Annotated in this window: 14 protein-coding genes and 1 pseudogene; 11 read left to right on the forward strand and 4 right to left on the reverse strand. The window is 75.3% G+C overall.

Features of this window, described 5'->3' with window-relative positions:
* The first annotated feature begins 36 nt into the window (after positions 1-36).
* From ABDB74_RS06445 to ABDB74_RS06460, 4 genes are read left to right on the forward strand one after another with little or no spacing between them, the layout of a single operon-like run.
* The gene (locus tag ABDB74_RS06445; protein ID WP_346622650.1) at positions 37-966 is read left to right on the forward strand and encodes an ATP-binding cassette domain-containing protein; all 930 of its coding nucleotides are present in this window, start codon (positions 37-39) and stop codon (positions 964-966) included.
* On the forward strand, positions 963-1,709 hold the full coding sequence (locus ABDB74_RS06450) for an ABC transporter permease (protein ID WP_346622652.1): 747 nt from the start codon (positions 963-965) through the stop codon (positions 1,707-1,709). Before ABDB74_RS06445 ends, ABDB74_RS06450 begins: the two co-directional genes overlap by 4 nt.
* 20 nt (positions 1,710-1,729) lie before the next feature.
* Complete coding sequence (locus tag ABDB74_RS06455; RefSeq protein WP_346622654.1) at positions 1,730-2,854, forward strand: sensor histidine kinase; 1,125 nt, start codon at positions 1,730-1,732, stop codon at positions 2,852-2,854.
* On the forward strand, positions 2,851-3,456 hold the full coding sequence (locus ABDB74_RS06460; protein ID WP_346622655.1) for a response regulator transcription factor: 606 nt from the start codon (positions 2,851-2,853) through the stop codon (positions 3,454-3,456). Before ABDB74_RS06455 ends, ABDB74_RS06460 begins: the two co-directional genes overlap by 4 nt.
* Positions 3,457-3,544: 88 nt before the next feature.
* Here the strand turns inward: ABDB74_RS06460 and ABDB74_RS06465 are convergent.
* Positions 3,545-3,835, reverse strand: a pseudogene (locus ABDB74_RS06465) (type II toxin-antitoxin system VapB family antitoxin); the annotation flags it as partial.
* Between the two features lie 263 nt (positions 3,836-4,098).
* Here ABDB74_RS06465 and hrcA point away from each other — a divergent pair.
* The 3 genes from hrcA to ABDB74_RS06480 are packed head-to-tail and all read left to right on the forward strand — an operon-like array spanning position 4,099 to position 7,022.
* A complete protein-coding gene (hrcA, locus tag ABDB74_RS06470; protein ID WP_346622657.1) occupies positions 4,099-5,121 on the forward strand; it encodes a heat-inducible transcriptional repressor HrcA in 1,023 nt (340 codons plus the stop codon).
* A gap of 15 nt (positions 5,122-5,136) precedes the next feature.
* Positions 5,137-6,267, forward strand: a complete 1,131-nt coding sequence (gene dnaJ, locus ABDB74_RS06475) for a molecular chaperone DnaJ (protein WP_346622658.1) — start codon at positions 5,137-5,139, stop codon at positions 6,265-6,267.
* 2 nt (positions 6,268-6,269) lie between these two features.
* Complete coding sequence (locus ABDB74_RS06480) at positions 6,270-7,022, forward strand: 16S rRNA (uracil(1498)-N(3))-methyltransferase (RefSeq protein ID WP_346622659.1); 753 nt, start codon at positions 6,270-6,272, stop codon at positions 7,020-7,022.
* Positions 7,023-7,285: 263 nt separating this feature from the next.
* Here the strand turns inward: ABDB74_RS06480 and ABDB74_RS06485 are convergent, their stop codons facing one another.
* The 3 genes from ABDB74_RS06485 to ABDB74_RS06495 form a co-directional block, all read right to left on the reverse strand.
* On the reverse strand, positions 7,286-8,902 hold the full coding sequence (locus tag ABDB74_RS06485) for an ABC transporter permease subunit (RefSeq protein ID WP_346622661.1): 1,617 nt from the start codon (positions 8,900-8,902) through the stop codon (positions 7,286-7,288).
* Positions 8,899-9,579: an ATP-binding cassette domain-containing protein gene (locus ABDB74_RS06490; protein WP_346622663.1), complete on the reverse strand. Its 681-nt coding sequence runs from the start codon at positions 9,577-9,579 to the stop codon at positions 8,899-8,901. The genes ABDB74_RS06485 and ABDB74_RS06490 overlap by 4 nt, the downstream gene beginning before the upstream one ends.
* A 62-nt stretch (positions 9,580-9,641) precedes the next feature.
* Positions 9,642-10,589, reverse strand: a complete 948-nt coding sequence (locus ABDB74_RS06495) for a putative selenate ABC transporter substrate-binding protein (RefSeq protein WP_346622664.1) — start codon at positions 10,587-10,589, stop codon at positions 9,642-9,644.
* 331 nt (positions 10,590-10,920) lie between these two features.
* On the opposite strand from ABDB74_RS06495, the gene ABDB74_RS06500 reads away from it, so the two are divergent.
* The 4 genes from ABDB74_RS06500 to ABDB74_RS06515 all read left to right on the forward strand — a co-directional run bounded on the left by ABDB74_RS06500 (position 10,921) and on the right by ABDB74_RS06515 (position 15,657).
* Positions 10,921-12,099: an ABC transporter substrate-binding protein gene (locus ABDB74_RS06500; RefSeq protein WP_346622665.1), complete on the forward strand. Its 1,179-nt coding sequence runs from the start codon at positions 10,921-10,923 to the stop codon at positions 12,097-12,099.
* 119 nt (positions 12,100-12,218) lie between these two features.
* Positions 12,219-13,094, forward strand: coding sequence for a branched-chain amino acid ABC transporter permease (locus ABDB74_RS06505; protein WP_346622667.1), 876 nt, complete (start codon positions 12,219-12,221; stop codon positions 13,092-13,094).
* Positions 13,094-14,908 carry a branched-chain amino acid ABC transporter ATP-binding protein/permease gene (locus tag ABDB74_RS06510; RefSeq protein WP_346622669.1) on the forward strand — a complete coding sequence of 605 codons (1,815 nt, stop codon included), beginning with the start codon at positions 13,094-13,096 and terminating at the stop codon, positions 14,906-14,908. The genes ABDB74_RS06505 and ABDB74_RS06510 overlap by 1 nt, the downstream gene beginning before the upstream one ends.
* On the forward strand, positions 14,905-15,657 hold the full coding sequence (locus ABDB74_RS06515) for an ABC transporter ATP-binding protein (protein WP_346622671.1): 753 nt from the start codon (positions 14,905-14,907) through the stop codon (positions 15,655-15,657). Before ABDB74_RS06510 ends, ABDB74_RS06515 begins: the two co-directional genes overlap by 4 nt.
* The last annotated feature ends 1 nt before the right edge of the window (position 15,658 follow it).

The raw sequence follows: 15,658 nt of genomic DNA on the forward strand, positions 1-15,658 counted from the left end.
CTACTCCCCGGGCGCCGACGGGGGCAGGCTCGTGCCGTGACCACCGCCACCGACCCGGCCCTCGACATCCGCGGGCTGACCGTCCGCTACGGCGAGGCGGTCGCCGTCGACGACCTGGACCTCACGATCCCCAGGGGGCAGACGGTCGCCCTGCTCGGGCCGAACGGGGCGGGGAAGTCCACCACCGTGAACGCGGTCCTCGGGCTGCTGGCCCCCACGGCCGGCGTCGTGCGCGTGCTCGGCCGCAGCCCCCGGGACGCGGTGCGGGCCGGCGACGTGGGCGCGATGCTCCAGCACGGCGGCCTGCCGAGCGAGGCGCGGGTGGGAGAGGTCATCGACCTGGTCCGTCGCAGCTTCGGGCGGGCCGGGGGAGCGACGGCCTGGCCGCTGGACGACCTCGTGCTCACCGCCGGCATCGACGGGCTGCTCGGCCGCCCGGTGGAGGCGTTGTCCGGAGGTCAGCGGCAGCGCGTCCTGCTCGCCCTGGCGCTGGCCGGCGCCCCGCCGCTGCTGCTCCTGGACGAACCCACCTCGGCGATGGACGTCGAGGGGCGCCGGGCTTTCTGGACGACGATGCGCGGGCTCGCCGGACGCGGGCACACCGTCGTCTTCGCCACCCACCACCTCGACGAGGCCGACGCCGTCGCCGACCGGGTGGTCGTCGTGGCCGAGGGGCGCGTGGTCGCCGACGGCACCACCGCCCAGGTCAAGGCCGGGGTCGCCGGTCGCTCGATCTCCTTCACCGCCGCGCCGGACCGCCGGCTCGACGGCCTCCCCGCGGTCACGGCGGTCACCCGCCGGGGCGGCACCGTGACCCTCGCGACGGCCGACGCCGACGCGACGCTGCGGGCGCTGCTCGCCGACGGCGGCCTCCCCGACCTCGAGGTGCGCGGCGCCACCCTCGAGGACGCCGTGCTCTCGCTGATCGCCACCCACCGGCAGGCCCCGATCGGAGCGACCCGATGACCCCGCTGCTCGGCTTCCAGCTGCGCCGCGTGGCGCGCAACAGGCAGTTCGTGTTCTTCACGGTCCTGCTGCCGGCCCTCTTCACGATCTTCCTCACGAGGATCATCGGCGGCCAGATGCCCGGCGGCGCGCAGCGTCAGGAGGTGTCGGCGTCGATCATGGTCTCGATGATGGCCTACGGCGCGATCGGCGCCTCGCTGGGCGCCACCATCCGGATCTCCTTCGACCGGGCGTCGGGCTGGCTGCGGCAGCTGCGCGTCACGCCCGTGCCGCAGACCCAGGTGTTCGCCGTCGACGTCGCCGTCGGGGTGCTGCTCGCCCTGCCCAGCCTGCTGGTCGTGGCGCTGGTCGGCCGCCTGGTCAACGGCGTCGAGTTGGGCGCCGGCACGTGGGCCGCGCTGATCGCGGTGCTGTGGGCCGGTTCGGCCGCCTTCGTCGCGCTCGGCATCCTGGTCGGCCTCGCGCTGGACGAGAAGGCGGCCGGTGGCGCGATCGGCATCCTCGGGGTGGTGCTGGCGGCGCTCGGCGGGCTCTGGTGGCCGGTGGAGATGCTGCCGGGGGTGCTGCGGGGTCTGGCGTACGGCCTGCCCTCCTACTGGTACGCCGAGCTGGGCCGCGACGTGCTCGCCGGCGGGCTCCCGTCGGCCGCCGCGTTCCTGGCGATCACCGCCTTCACCGCCGCATTCGGAACGCTGGCCGTGCTGGTCGCGCGCCGCCGGCCGCTGTACGCCGTCTCCGGCTGAGCGCGGATAGCGTCCCGGTCGTGGATCCCCGGACCCGCTGGCAGCGCCTGGGCTGGGCCGTGCCCTGGCTGCTGTTCCAGGTCTTCCCGCTCGCCGACCTGATCACCACGCCGCGCCCCGTGGCGGTGCAGGTCGTGGCCGGGGCAGGGCTGGTCGCCTTCACGGTCGCGTACCTGGGCGTGTTCGGCCGGATGTTCGGCAGTGGTGGTGACTGGCCCCGCTGGCAGCTGGCGCTCGTCGGGGTCCTGGGCGTGGGCCTGGCCGTCTGGCTGGGCCCGTCGTGGGCCGGCCTGATGATCTACGTCTCCGCGGCCGCGGCCGTCGGTCTCCCCGAGCGGTGGGTGTGGCCCGCGGTGGCCGGCGCGTCCGGCGTCTGCGCGGCCGTCATCGCGGCGCACGGGCTCCTCGGCGAGCTGTTCATCCTCCCGGTGATCTGCCTGCTGACCGCGTTCGCGCTGCGTGGGACCCGGCACCTGGTGTCGGTCAACGCCGAGCTGGTGGAGGCGCGCGACGAGCTGGCCCGCAACGCCGTCGCCGAGGAGCGGCTGCGGTTCGCCCGCGACCTGCACGACCTGCTGGGCCACAGCCTGTCGCTGATCGCGCTCAAGAGCGAGCTGGCCGGGCGGCTGGCCGACCGGGACCCGGCCCGCGCCCGGCAGGAGATGGCCGACGTCGAGGCCGCGGCGCGGCGGTCGCTGGCCGAGGTGCGCGACGCGGTGAGCGGCTACCGGCAGGTGAGCCTGGCGCAGGCGCTGGCCGAGGCGCGTTCGGCGCTGTCGGCGGCCGGCGTCACCCTGCGCGCGCCGGCCCCCGGGAACCGGCTGCCCGGGCCGGTCGACGCGGTGCTCGGGTGGGTGGTCCGCGAGGGCACCACGAACGTGCTGCGGCACAGCGACGCGCGGTCGGTCACCGTCGTGCTGCGGACGGGGGAGGACGAGGTGGAGCTGACGGTCACCGACGACGGCCGCGGCGGGGAGGCCCCCGCCGGCGCCGGGCTGTCCGGCCTCGCCGAGCGGGTGGCCGCGGTGGGCGGGCGGCTGGCCTACGGACCGGCCGAGGGGCGCGGGTTCCGGCTCACCGCCGTGGTGCCGACGACGGCCGTGCAGCGGCCCGCCGGTGGACCCGAACGGGTGGCCGCGCCGTGATCCGGGTGCTGATCGCCGAGGACCAGACGATGGTCCGCGGGGCGCTGCGTGCGCTGCTGGAGCTCGAGGAGGACATCGAGGTGGTCGCCGAGGTGGGGCGCGGCGACGCCGTCGCCGCCGCCGCGGTCGAGCACCGCCCCGACGTGGCCCTGCTCGACATCGAGATGCCCGGGGCCGACGGGCTGACGGCCGCCGGTGAGTTGGCGACCGCGCTGCCGAGCTGCCGCGCGGTCATCCTGACTACCTTCGGGCGGCCGGGCTTCCTGCGCCGGGCCATGGAGGTGGGTGCGGCCGGGTTCCTGGTGAAGGACGCGCCGGTGGCCGAGCTGGCCCGGGGCATCCGGGCGGTCGTGGCCGGCGAGCGCGTCATCGACCGCGACCTCGCCGCAGCGGCGCTGGCCATCGGGGCGACGCCGCTGTCCACGCGGGAGGCCGACGTGCTGCGCGCCGCGGCCGACGGGGCGACGGTGTCCGACATCGCCGGCCGGCTGTTCCTGTCGGAGGGAACGGTGCGCAACTACCTGTCGTCGGCCATCGGGAAGACCGGTGCGCGCACCCGCGTGGAGGCGGCGCGGGTGGCCGAGGAGAAGGGCTGGCTCTAGGTCAGCTCCGCCGGGGCCCGGGCACCGGCGGCTGGGCCGGGATCGACGCCGTGGCCGGGCCGGACGGCGCCTGCACCGGGGTGAGCGCGTCGAGGTCGAGCACCCGCACGTGGATGACGGTGCGCTGCTGCAAGGCGGCCCGCAGCGCGCGGTGCAGCCCGTCCTCCAGGTACAGCTCGCCGTGCCACTGCACCGCGTGCGGGAAGAGGTCGCCGTAGAAGGTCGAGTCGTCGGCGAGCAGCGCGTCGAGGGCCAGCTCGCGCTTCGTCGTCGTCAGGGTGTCCAGGCGGACCTGACGGGGCGGGATCATCGCCCAGTCGCGGGTGGACAGCCCGTGGTCGGGATAGGGGCGACCGTTGCGCACGCCTTTGAAGATCAGGGGACGACCTCCGCTCTCAGCCCCGCCCCGGGGCGCCGACCGGCACCACCCTAGCCGCCGGGCGACCGGGCCGTCGCCGTCTCACCCGGAGGGTGCGGCGCCCCGCCGGGCGCGCGACGGCGCGGCCCTGCGGACGTATGCTGGCCTGGCACTCTGTCCGTGCGAGTGCCAGGGGATGGCAGTGGGAGGCCGGTCCCGGCCGTGGGCCCCCGCGGCCCCGCAGGCTCCGCACGGCGCGTCGACCGGTACGGGGAGGTGTCACCGTGGCGCACGACGAACGCCGCCTGGAGGTGCTCCGGGCCATCGTCCAGGACTTCGTCTCCACCAACGACCCCGTGGGCAGCAAGGCCCTCGCGGAGCGGCACGACCTCGGTGTGTCCCCGGCGACGATCCGCAACGACATGGCGGTGCTGGAGGAGCAGGGCTACATCACCCAGCCGCACACGAGCGCCGGGCGGGTGCCCACCGACAAGGGGTACCGGCTGTTCGTCGACCGGCTCTCCGCGGTCAAGCCGCTGTCGGGCGCCGAGCGCCGGGCGATCGAGCGGTTCCTCGACGGCGCCGTCGACCTGCACGACGTCCTCGGCCGCACCGTGCGGCTGCTCGCGCAGCTGACCCGCCAGGTCGCCGTCGTCCAGTACCCGACCCTCTCGCGCAGCGCCGTCCGCCACCTCGAGGTGGTCCAGGTGGCCACCGGCCGGCTGCTGCTGGTCCTGATCACCGACACCGGCCGGGTCGAGCAGCGGGTCGTCGACTGCCCCGCCGACGTCGACGCCGGCGCGGTGCCGGAGCTGCGCTCGCTGCTCAACTCCGCCTTCGCCGGGGTGAAGCTCGGCGACGCCGGCGACAAGGTGCCCGACCTGCTCGAGACCGCGCCGCCGCACCTGCGCGGGCTGGTCGCGGCGGTGAGCACCACGCTCGTGGAGACGCTCGTCGAGCCCAGCGAGGACCGGCTGGTCGTCGGCGGGACGGCGAACCTCGCCCTCAGCGGGGCCATGGACTTCTCGGGCACGATGCGGCCGCTGCTCGAGGCGCTGGAGGAGCAGGTCGTCGTCCTGCGCCTCATGAGCGAGGTCGACGCGAGCACCGTGCTGGTGCGGATCGGCGAGGAGAACGCCCACGAGGCCCTGTCCGGCGCCTCGCTGGTCACCGTCGGGTACGGCTCGGGAGACCGGTCGCTCGGGGGGCTCGGCGTCGTGGGGCCGACCCGCATGGACTACCCAGGAAACATGGCCGCGGTACGAGCCGTGGCCCGCTACGTCGGCCACCTGCTGGCCGAGAGCTGAGGACGAGACTCTTCGATGGCAACCGACTACTACGGCGTGCTGGGCCTGGCCCAGGGGGCGACCGACCAGGAGATCAAGCGCTCCTACCGGCGGCTGGCGCGGGACCTGCATCCCGACGTCAACCCCGACCCGGCGGCCAAGGAGCGCTTCCAGGAGGTCACCCGCGCCTACGAGGCGCTGACCGACCCCGAGAAGCGCCGCATCGTCGACCTCGGCGGTGACCCGTTCGACGCCGGCGCCGGGGCAGGGGGCGGCTTCGGCGGGGCCGGGTTCGGTGGCCTCAACGACATCATGGACGCCTTCTTCGGCGGTGCGGCCACCCGTGGCCCGCGCAGCCGCACCCGGGCCGGGCGGGACGCGCTCATCCCCGTCGAGCTCGAGCTGGACGAGACGGTCTTCGGCGTCACCAAGGACATCACCGTCGACACCGCCGTCCTCTGCGACACCTGCGCGGGCGCAGGCGCGGCCCCGGGCACCCACGCGGCCACCTGCTCCACCTGCTCCGGCCGAGGCGAGGTGCAGAGCGTGCAGCGCGGCTTCCTGGGCCAGGTGGTCTCCAGCCGCGTCTGCCCGACCTGCTCCGGGACGGGACAGGTCATCCCGGAGCCGTGCCCGAAGTGCGCCGGTGACGGCCGGGTCCGCGCCCGCCGCACCATCTCGGTGAAGGTGCCGGCCGGCGTCGAGGACGGCATGCGGATCCGGCTGACCGGCCACGGCGAGGTCGGCCCCGGGGGCGGCCCCGCCGGCGACCTGTACGTCGAGGTGCACGAGCAGCCGCACCCGGTGTTCACCCGTGACGGCGAGGACCTGCACTGCCGGGTCACCCTGCCGATGACGTCGGCGGCGCTGGGCACCACGCTGAACCTCAAGACGCTGGACGGCGAGGAGGACCTCGACATCCGGCCCGGCACCCAGTCCGGCAGCGTGCTCACCCTCCGGGCGCACGGCGCGCCGCGGCTGCGGGCCACCGGCCGCGGCAACCTGCTGGTGCACGTCGAGGTGCAGACGCCGACGAAGCTGGACGCCGAGCAGGAGAAGCTGCTGCGCGAGCTGGCCGCGCTGCGGCGCGAGGACCAGGCCGATTCGCACCGCGAGGCGCAGGGCGGTCTGTTCTCCCGGGTCCGCGACGCGTTCAACGGGCGCTGAGCGTGAGCACCCCGATCCCGGAGCTCGACGGCGCGCCCCTCTTCCTGGTCGACGACCTGCCGGACACGCCGGAGCTGGTCGTCGCCGGGCAGGAGGGGCGGCACGCCGTCGAGGTGCTGCGGCTGCAGCCGGGGGAGCGGGTGCACGTCGGGGACGGCCGGGGTGCGGTGGCCGAGGGGGAGGTCGTCTCCGCGGGCGCCGACGGGTTGCGGGTGGCGGTGCGGGCCCGGTTCGAGGTGCCGGCGCCCGACCCGGAGTTCGTCCTCGTCCAGGCCCTGCCCAAGGGCGACCGCGGGCCGCTCGCCGTCGACCTCGCCACCGAGCTCGGTGTCGACCGGATCGTCCCCTGGCAGGCGTCCCGGTGCGTGACCCGCTGGCGCGACGACCGCGTGGACAAGGGGGTCGCCAAGTGGCGGTCCGCGGCCCGGGCGGCCGCCAAGCAGTCGCGCCGGCCGCGGCTGCCCGAGGTCACCGACCCGATGACCACGCGGGAGGTGTGCGGGCTGCTGGGCGACGCCGACCTCGCCGTCGTGCTGCACGAGCAGGCCCGCCGGCCGCTCACCGGCCTCACGCTGCCCGGCAGCGGCACCGTGGTGGTCGTGGTCGGCCCGGAGGGCGGGCTGGCCGACGGCGAGGTGGTCGCCTTCCGCGCCGCCGGTGCCGAGCCGGTGCGGCTCGGACCCGAGGTGCTGCGCACATCCACCGCCGGCGCCGCCGCCCTCGCGGCCCTGTCGGTGCAGGCTCGCTGGAGCTGACCCCCGCCCCGTTCGATGACCAGGGGCCCTGATCATCGAGCGTCCTCCCTCACGGTCGGCGGTGCGGGAGGACGCTCGGCGGTGCGGGAGGACACGGCGAGGAGAGGGAGGACGCTCGACGGGGGACCCGGGCGGCGGTGCGCTCCTGCTCGACCGGCAGCCAGCTGAGGACGAGGCGGCCGGTGAGCAGCCTGCGTCTCGGAGCGGTTCTCGGGCACCCGATAGCCGCTCCGAGACGCATCCGGGCGGCGGTGGCTCGCCCGTCAGCGCAGGGCCGCGCGGGCGCGGTCGCTCACCACGTCCACCGCGAACGTGAGCACGATGATCGCGATCAGCACGGTCGCGACCGCCGGCCAGTCGAACGACGCCGTCGCGGCCGACAGCAGGGCGCCGATGCCGCCGGCGCCCAGCAGGCCGACGAGCACGGTGTCCCGGATCGCCACCTCCCAGCGGTAGAGCGCCAGCGCCAGGACCGGGCCGGCGAGCACCGGGGCGGTGCCGTACAGCCAGCGGCCGGCCGGGAACGCGCCGGCCGAGCGCAGCGCCTCGGCGGGACGCCGGTCGGCCTCCTCCACGGCCTCGGCGACCAGCCGGCCGAGGACGCCGAGGGTGTAGACCCCCAGCGCGAGCGCCCCCGGCAGGACTCCGGGGAGGAACACGAACAGCAGGACCAGTGCCCACACCGGGGGCGGGACGGCGCGCAGCAGGAGCAGCCCGAGCCGGGTGACCGCCCCGACGGCGCGGCGCACGGGGCCGGCGGCCGGGGGACGCGCCGCGAGCCCCGCCAGCAGGACCGCCCCGGCGGTGGCGACGACGACGCCGATGACCGACATCTGCACGGTGACGAGGGCGGCCGCCCAGACCTCGGCGAGCAGGTCGCCGTCGGTCGCGGGCGGCCACGCGGAGACGAGGACGTGGCCGAGCTCCTGCCGGGTGCGGGCGGAGAACAGCGCGGCGGGGGAGAGGGACAGGTACCAGACCGCCCAGACCGTGGCGGCGAGCACCGCGACCACCGCGCCGGTGAGCAGCCGGTCGCGGTGCAGCGCGGCCCCGCCCGGTCGCGGCGCGGCGACGCGGCGGCGCACGGCGCGACCGGCGACGTCGGCCAGCAGGCACAGCGCGGCCAGCGCGTACACCGTCGTCCACACCTGCTCCCAGCGCAGCGAGGTGAAGGACAGCGCCAGCTGGTAGCCCAGGCCACCGGCCCCGATCAGCCCGAGGACGACGGCCGAGCGCACCGCGCACTCCAGCCGGTAGAACGAGTAGGACAGCAGCCCGCCCGCTGCCGCGGGGAGCAGGCCGTACAACGTCGCCGTGGCGGGCCCGGCCCCCGCGGCCAGCAGCGCCCGGTAGCTGCCGCGCGGGACCTCGTCGAGCAGGTCGGCGAAGACCTTGGCGGTGATCGCCCCGAAGGGGATCCCGATCGCGAGCACGCCCACCCAGGGGTCCAGGCCGAGCACGTTGACCAGCAGCAGGCCCCACACCGCCTCGTGCAGCCCCCGGGGCAGCGCCAGCGCGCCGCGGGCGGTGAGCCAGCCGGTGCGCCGTCGTCCCCAGGTGGTGCGGCTGACCAGCGGCGCGCCCAGCGCGCCCAGCAGGACCGACAGCCCGGCGCCGAGCACGGCGTAGGCGACGGTGACCAGCGTGGACGCCGCGACGACCCCGAGGAACTCCGTGCCGAACTCGGGCCGCAGCGCGGCGGCGAGGAAGCGGTCGAGCTGCGCCCCGCCGGCCGGGGTGACCACCGGCCCGGAGAACAGGCCGCTGCCGACCAGCGACCACCCGAGCAGCACCACCCCCGCCAGGCCCCACCCCCAGCGCCGCCGGTCGCGGTGCAACCGGGGAGCCGGTGGCGCCGACCGGTCGAGGACGGCGGTCACCGGCCGACCCCGTAGAACCGCTCCAGCGCCGGCACCGTCAGCGCGCGGGCGGGGGCGTCGAGCACGATCCGGCCGTCGGCCAGGCCCACCACCCGGTCGCAGTGCCGCAGCGCCAGGGCGGGGTCGTGCAGGCAGACCAGCAGCGCACCGCCGCGGACGGACGCCAGCTCGCCGAGCAGGCCGAGGGCGAGGTCGGCCAGGGCCGGGTCGAGCGCGGACGCCGGCTCGTCGGCGAGCACCAGCTCCGGCCGCTGCACCAGCAGGCGGGCCAGCGCCACCCGCTGCCGCTCGCCCCCGGACAGCCGGTCGGTGCGCTCGTACATCCGGCCGGCCAGCCCCACCCGTGCGAGCGCCGCATGCACCTCCTCGACGCCCTGCGGGCGGACCAGCGACCACGCCGCCCGCACCGCCGGCCACGAGCCGAGCCGCCCGGCGTTGACGTTGTGCACCACCCGCAGGGCCCCGGCCAGCTCCAGCTGCTGGTGCACGGAACCGGTGCGCGCCCGCAGCCGCCGCAGCGCGCGGCCCCGGAGCGCCGCCGGGTCCCGGCCGAGCACCCGCACCGCACCCGCCGTCGGGACGACGACGCCGTTGAGCACGCCGAGCAGGGTCGACTTCCCGGCACCGGAGGCGCCGACGACGGCGACCCGCTCGCCCGCGGCCACCTCGAGGTCCACCCCGGCGAGGGCGGTGGTGCCGCCGAAGCGGACCTCGATGCCGGTGAGCCGCGCGGCCTCGGTCAGTTCACCAGCCCGAGGTCGCGGCCGATCTCCTCGATCTGCCGGTAGTTCGCCGCCTCGGTGGGGATGAACGCCCCCGCGCCGAAGAGGTCGAGCACCGCGGCGTCCCGCGGGTCGTCGGAGGAGAGCCCGGTGAAGTAGGCGGTGAGCCGCTCGGGCAGGTCCTCGCCCCACCGCTCGACCGCGTCGGGGCCGAGCAGCCAGTGGTAGTCGGAGTAGGCCGGGGTCCGCGCGTAGCGGACGACCGCAGGGTCGATCTCGCCGGCGGCCTCCCGGGCCTCGTACACCTGCTCGTTGAGCACCCCGGCCTCGTAGCTGCCCGAGGCGACCAGCGCCAGGGTCGCGTCGTGCGAGCCGGCGAAGCCGGGGCCGCCCGGGAAGCCCTCGGGGTCGACGCCCTGCTCGGCCAGGAACCAGGCCGGCATGAGCCGGCCCGAGGTCGACGTCTCGCTGCCGTAGGTGAAGCGCAGGCCGGCCAGCGGCCTCAGGTCGTCCGACGGCGCCAGCCCGGTGGCCGCGTTGACCACGAAGACCGAGTGGAACTCCTGGTCGATGTCGCGCTGGGCGATCGGCACCGAGCCGGGGGTCTGCAGGCGGGCCTGGACGCCGGTCAGGCCGCCGAACCACACCAGGTCGAGGTCGCCGGTGCGGAAGAGGGAGACCGCGGCGGCGTAGTCGGTGACCGGGACGTACTCGACGTCGATGCCGAGCTCCTCGGACAGGGAGTCGGCGACCGTGCCGTGGAGCCGCTGCAGGACCTCCGGGTCCTGGTCGGGGATGGCGCCGATCCGCAGCGGGCCGGCCGGGCCGGCGGCCGCGGAGCCGTTCCCGCAGCCGGCGAGGGCGGCGACCAGGCCCAGGGCGGCGACGAGGGCGGTCGCGAGGCGGCGGAGCGGGGGAGAACCGGATGCTGGGCCACCCGACCGGGCGGCGCGAGCGAGGCGCACTACGTCCTCGCAGGGGGGATCGGACCGGGCACGGGGACCTCCTGGGCGGGTGGCTGGCTGGCGGCTCATCCTCACACCGCGCCCGCGGGTCGCGCCCGCCCGCGGGGCCGGCGCGCGGCGGAACGCGGTGGTCGGTCACGTTCTGGCTACGCTTCCCCGGCTCGCCGGCCGGTGGAGGACACCGGCGCCTACGGTGACGCCCGTAACCGCATGCGACCCGCCGGCCGATCCCGGCCGGATGCCAGGCGCGGCGGGCCGGCGTCGCCCGACCGGCCGGACGGCCGTCCCGCCGGGGTCCGGCGCGGTCGTCGCTGCACCACGAGGGAGAACCATGCGCACCAAGCTCCACACCGTCGCCGCGGCCAGCGCCGCGGTCGTCGTCCTCGCCTCCTGCTCCTCCGGCGACGGCGGGAGCGGCGGCACCGCCGCCTCCGGCGAGCTGACCGGTGAGGGCACCGGCGAGTCCTGCACCATCGAGGCCGAGGTGCCCATCGGGGCCGTGCTCAGCCTGACCGGCGCCGCGGCCAGCTACGGCGAGTCGCAGCAGCGCGGCCTGGAGCTCGCGGCCGAGGAGCTGGCCGAGACCGACGGCGTCACCTACGACCTGACCATCGAGGACGACCAGACCGACCCGCGGCAGGCCATCACGCTGTTCGACCAGTTCGTCCAGGAGGACGTCAGCCTCATCATCGGGCCCACGCTGTCGAACGCGGCCGTGCAGGCCGACCCGATCGCCCAGGACGCGGGCGTGCCGGTGCTCGGCATCTCCAACACCGCCGCCGGGGTCACCGACATCGGCGATTACATCTTCCGCAACTCGCTGACCGAGCAGGCGGTCATCCCGCAGACCGTCGCGGCCGCCACCGAGGAGTTCGGGCTCGAGAACGTCGTCGTCATGTACAGCAACGACGACGCGTTCACCGAGTCCGGCTACGAGGCCTTCGCCGCCGCGCTGGAGGAGGAGGGGGTCGAGATCAGCGAGACGATCACCTTCTCGAAGACCGACACCGACTTCCGGGCGCTGCTCACCCAGGCGCAGGCGAGCGACCCCGACGCGCTGGTCGTCTCCGCGCTCATCGAGGCCGCGGTCCCGCTCGTGACCCAGGCCCGTGAGATGGGCATCGAGGTGCCGATCATCGGCGGCAACGGGTTCAACAACCCGCAGCTGATGGCCGACGCCGGCGAGGCCGCCGAGGGCGTCGTCGTCGGCGCCGCCTGGAACTCCTCCTCCGACAACCCGGAGAACCAGGCGTTCCTCGCCGCCTACGAGGAGAAGTACGGCGCCCAGCCCGACCAGTTCGCCGCCCAGGCCTACACCGGTCTGAAGCTGGTCGACCGGGCCGTCCGCGCCAACTGCGCCGCCGACCACGAGAGCATCCAGCAGGCCCTCGGCGAGCTGGAGGACGTCCCGACCGTGCTCGGTGAGTTCTCCATCGACGAGAACCGGGACGCCGAGCACCCGGCCGTCGTGCAGGTCGTCGAGGACGGTTCGTTCACCGTCCTGCAGTGATCCGGCACGCCCCTCCGACCGGAGGGGTGGCACGCCCTCCGGGGGCCCGGTCCGCGGACCGGGCCCCCGGTCGGGCGTCGGCTACCGTGCCCGCACCCACGACGAGAACAGGCGACGCTGTGCAGCAGCTCCTCAACGGCATCTTCATCGGCTCGATCTACGCGTTGTTCGCCATCGGCTTCACGCTGGTCTTCGGCATCCTGGACCGGCTCAACCTGGCCCACCCGGCGGTCTTCGCCGCCTCGGCCTTCGTCGGGATCGAGCTGGTCGAGCGGGTCGGGCTCTCCCTCTGGGCGGCGCTGCCGATCGTCTTCGTCGTCGGTGCGCTGCTCGGGCTGGTCATCGAGCGGGTCGCGTTCCGGCCGCTGAAGGGCCGGGCCGACGCGCACTTCGCGGGGCTGATCTCCTCGATCGCCCTGGCCGGGATGCTCATCGCCGTCCTGCAGTGGCGGTACGGCCCCGACACCCGCCGCTTCCCGCCCGGCTCGTTCCCCGACACGCGCTACGAGGTCGCCGGCGCCCAGGTGACACTGGTGCAGCTGGTGATCCTCGCGATCTCCCTCGCCCTCATGGTGGGCCTGACCTACATGGTCACCAGGACCCGGCTGGGCCGCGGCATGCGGGCCGTGGCCGAGAACCCCACGGCGGCCCGCGTGCTCGGGGTGAACGTCGACCGCATCACCGCCGTCACCTTCGCGATCTCCTCGGCGCTGGGCGCCGTCGCCGGCGTCCTGTTCGCCATCAACGTGAACACCGCCCAGCTCGGCATGGGCTCGGCGATCGAGCTCAAGGGCCTGGCCGTGATCATCGTCGGCGGCATGGGCTCGCTGCCCGGCGCGCTCATCGGCGGCCTGGTGCTCGGCCTGGCCGAGGTGTTCGCCGTCCAGTACATCGGCTCGTCGTGGCGGGACGTCATCGCCTTCGGCCTGCTGTTCATCATCCTCCTGCTGCGCCCGCAGGGCCTGCTCGGCGCCCGGAAGGTCAGGGAGGTCTGATGCTGGACCAGTACGCGACGACGCTCACCTTCATCGCCCTCGGGGCGATCTTCGCCTACTCGTTCTACGCGGTGCTGATCGCCGGCCAGCTGAGCCTGGGCCAGGCCGGCTTCGCCTCCCTGGCGGCGTTCTCCGGGGCCTACCTGGCACCCGACCGGGCCGACGTCGGGGAGATCCCGGCGCTGCTGGTCGCGGTGGCGATCGGCATGGCGGTCGGGGCGCTCGCCGCCGTGCTGCTGGGCCTGCCGACGATGCACCTGCGCGGGGTCTTCCTGGCCATCGCCACCCTCGGTTTCGCCGAAGCGGTGCGGGTCGTCCTGCTCAACCAGGCGTGGACCGGCGGCGCCCAGGGGCTCGGCGTGCCCCGCATCCTGACCGTCGGCATGGCCTGGTTCGCCCTGGCACTGGTGGCGTACTGGTTCTGGCGGATGGGCCGCTCCCGGTACGGACGGGCGCTGGAGGCCATCCGGGAGGACGAGCTCGCGGCCCGCTCCATGGGCATCGACGTGGGCCGGCACCGGCTCGCCGCCTTCATCACCGCCGGCGCGGTGGCCGGCCTCTACGGCGTGCTGTTCGCCTACTACGTGCGGCTGATCGCGCCGAACGACTTCGACTTCGTGGCGGCGGTGGAAGGGCTCGTCACCGCGGTCGTCGGCGGCTCGACGATGTTCCTCGGACCCATCCTGGGCAGCGGGTTCCAGACGATGGTCCCCGAGATCCAGCGGGCGGTCGGGGTCGAGGCGGGCTGGATCCGGCCGTTCCTCGCCAGCCTGCTGCTGCTCGTCGTCATCCTCTTCCTGCCCGGCGGTCTGGCCAGCCTCATCCCGCGCCGCACCCGCATGCCCTCGGGCACCGACGACGACGCGGCCGCCGGCCTCGCCGACCGTCGCCACCCGACGGCCGGTGACCCGGTGATCACCCTCTCCAGGCTCGGCAAGGAGTACGGCGGGGTGCACGCCGTCCGCGGGGTGGACCTGGAGATCCGGGCCGGCGAGGTCGTCGGCCTGATCGGCCCCAACGGCGCGGGCAAGACCACCCTGGTCAACATGATCAGCGGCCTGGTGCCGCCCAGCTCGGGCAGCGCCACCGTCCTCGGGACGACGATCGGGCGGACGCCCGTGCACAAGATCGCGGCCGCGGGCGTCAGCCGCACCTTCCAGCACTCCAAGCTGTTCAACCGGCTGTCGGCGCTGGAGAACGTGCTGGTCGGCGCCCACCTGGTCAGCCGCCCGACGTTCCTGCGCCGCCTGCTCTGGCTGCCCTCGGCCCGGCGCGACGAGCGGGCCGCCCTCGAGCAGGCCGCCCGGTGCCTGGACCGGGTGGGGCTGGCCGACCTGGCCGGCAACCGCGCCGAGTCCCTGTCCTACGGCGACCAGCGGCGGCTGGAGATCGCCCGGGCACTGGCGTCGGACCCGTCGCTGCTGATCCTGGACGAGCCGGCCGCCGGCATGAACCACGTCGAGGCCGCGAAGCTGTCGGAGCTCATCACCTCGCTGGCCCGGGACGGGCTGACGATCCTCTTCATCGAGCACAACGTCGGCATGGTCCTGGAGACCTGCAGCCGCGTGGTCGTGCTCAACTTCGGCGAGGTCATCGCCAGCGGCACGCCGGCGGAGATCGCCGCCGACCCCGCCGTCATCGAGGCCTACCTCGGGTCCGACGACGACGCCGACGGCTCCCTCGCCGCGGGCACCGCCGTCGACCCGACCGCGGGCAGCCCCGACGGCACGCCGCCGGACGCCGTCCTCAACGCGCAGCCCTCCGCGGCGGGGACCCTGGAGACGCCGGACACGACCCCGAGGAACCCGACATGAGCGAGCCCATCCTCCGCGTGGAGGACCTGCGCGTCAGCTACGGGCGCGTCGAGGCCGTCCGCGGCGTGAGCTTCGCCGTCGAGCCGGGCGCGCTCGTGACGCTGGTGGGCGCCAACGGCGCCGGCAAGTCCTCGGTCATCAACGCCGTCGCCGGCCTGGTGCGCCCCTCCGGTGGCCGGATCACCTTCGCCGGGAAGGACATCACCCGGACGCCGTCGCACAAGCTGGTCGGGCAGGGGCTGGTGCAGGTGCCGGAGGGCCGGCAGATCCTCGCCACGCTCACCATCGAGGAGAACCTCCGGATGGGGACGTGGCACACCGGCAGCGGCGCCCAGGGCGCGATCGACGGGATGTACGACCGCTTCCCGGTGCTGGCCGAGCGGCGGGCGCTCCCGGCCGGGGCGCTGTCGGGTGGGGAGCAGCAGATGCTCGCCATCGCCCGGGCGCTCGTGGCCCGGCCCACGGTGATGCTCATGGACGAGCCGTCGATGGGCTTGGCGCCCAAGATCGTCGACGAGGTGTTCCGCGTCATCGAGGAGATCCGGGCCTCGGGGACGACGGTGGTGCTCGTGGAGCAGAACGCCCGGCGGGCCCTGCGCGCGGCCGACCACGGGTACGTGCTGCAGAGCGGGGAGATCGTGCACTCCGGCCGGGCCGCCGAGCTGCTCGCCGACGAGCGGATCGTGCAGGCCTACCTGGGCGTCGAGGGCGGGGGCGGCGACCGCGCCGGGAGCGCCGGGGCGCTCTAGG

It is taken from the genome of Blastococcus sp. HT6-4 (genome assembly GCF_039679125.1).
Classification (GTDB): domain Bacteria; phylum Actinomycetota; class Actinomycetes; order Mycobacteriales; family Geodermatophilaceae; genus Blastococcus; species Blastococcus montanus.

Excerpts from the sequence above, each read along its gene's own strand:
- ABDB74_RS06450 (WP_346622652.1), top strand. The coding sequence starts at position 963 with ATGACCCCGCTGCTCGGCTTCCAGCTGCGCCGCGTGGCGCGCAACAGG.
- dnaJ (WP_346622658.1), top strand. The coding sequence starts at position 5,137 with ATGGCAACCGACTACTACGGCGTGCTGGGCCTGGCCCAGGGGGCGACC.
- ABDB74_RS06500 (WP_346622665.1), top strand. The coding sequence starts at position 10,921 with ATGCGCACCAAGCTCCACACCGTCGCCGCGGCCAGCGCCGCGGTCGTC.
- ABDB74_RS06510 (WP_346622669.1), top strand. The coding sequence starts at position 13,094 with ATGCTGGACCAGTACGCGACGACGCTCACCTTCATCGCCCTCGGGGCG.
- ABDB74_RS06515 (WP_346622671.1), top strand. The coding sequence starts at position 14,905 with ATGAGCGAGCCCATCCTCCGCGTGGAGGACCTGCGCGTCAGCTACGGG.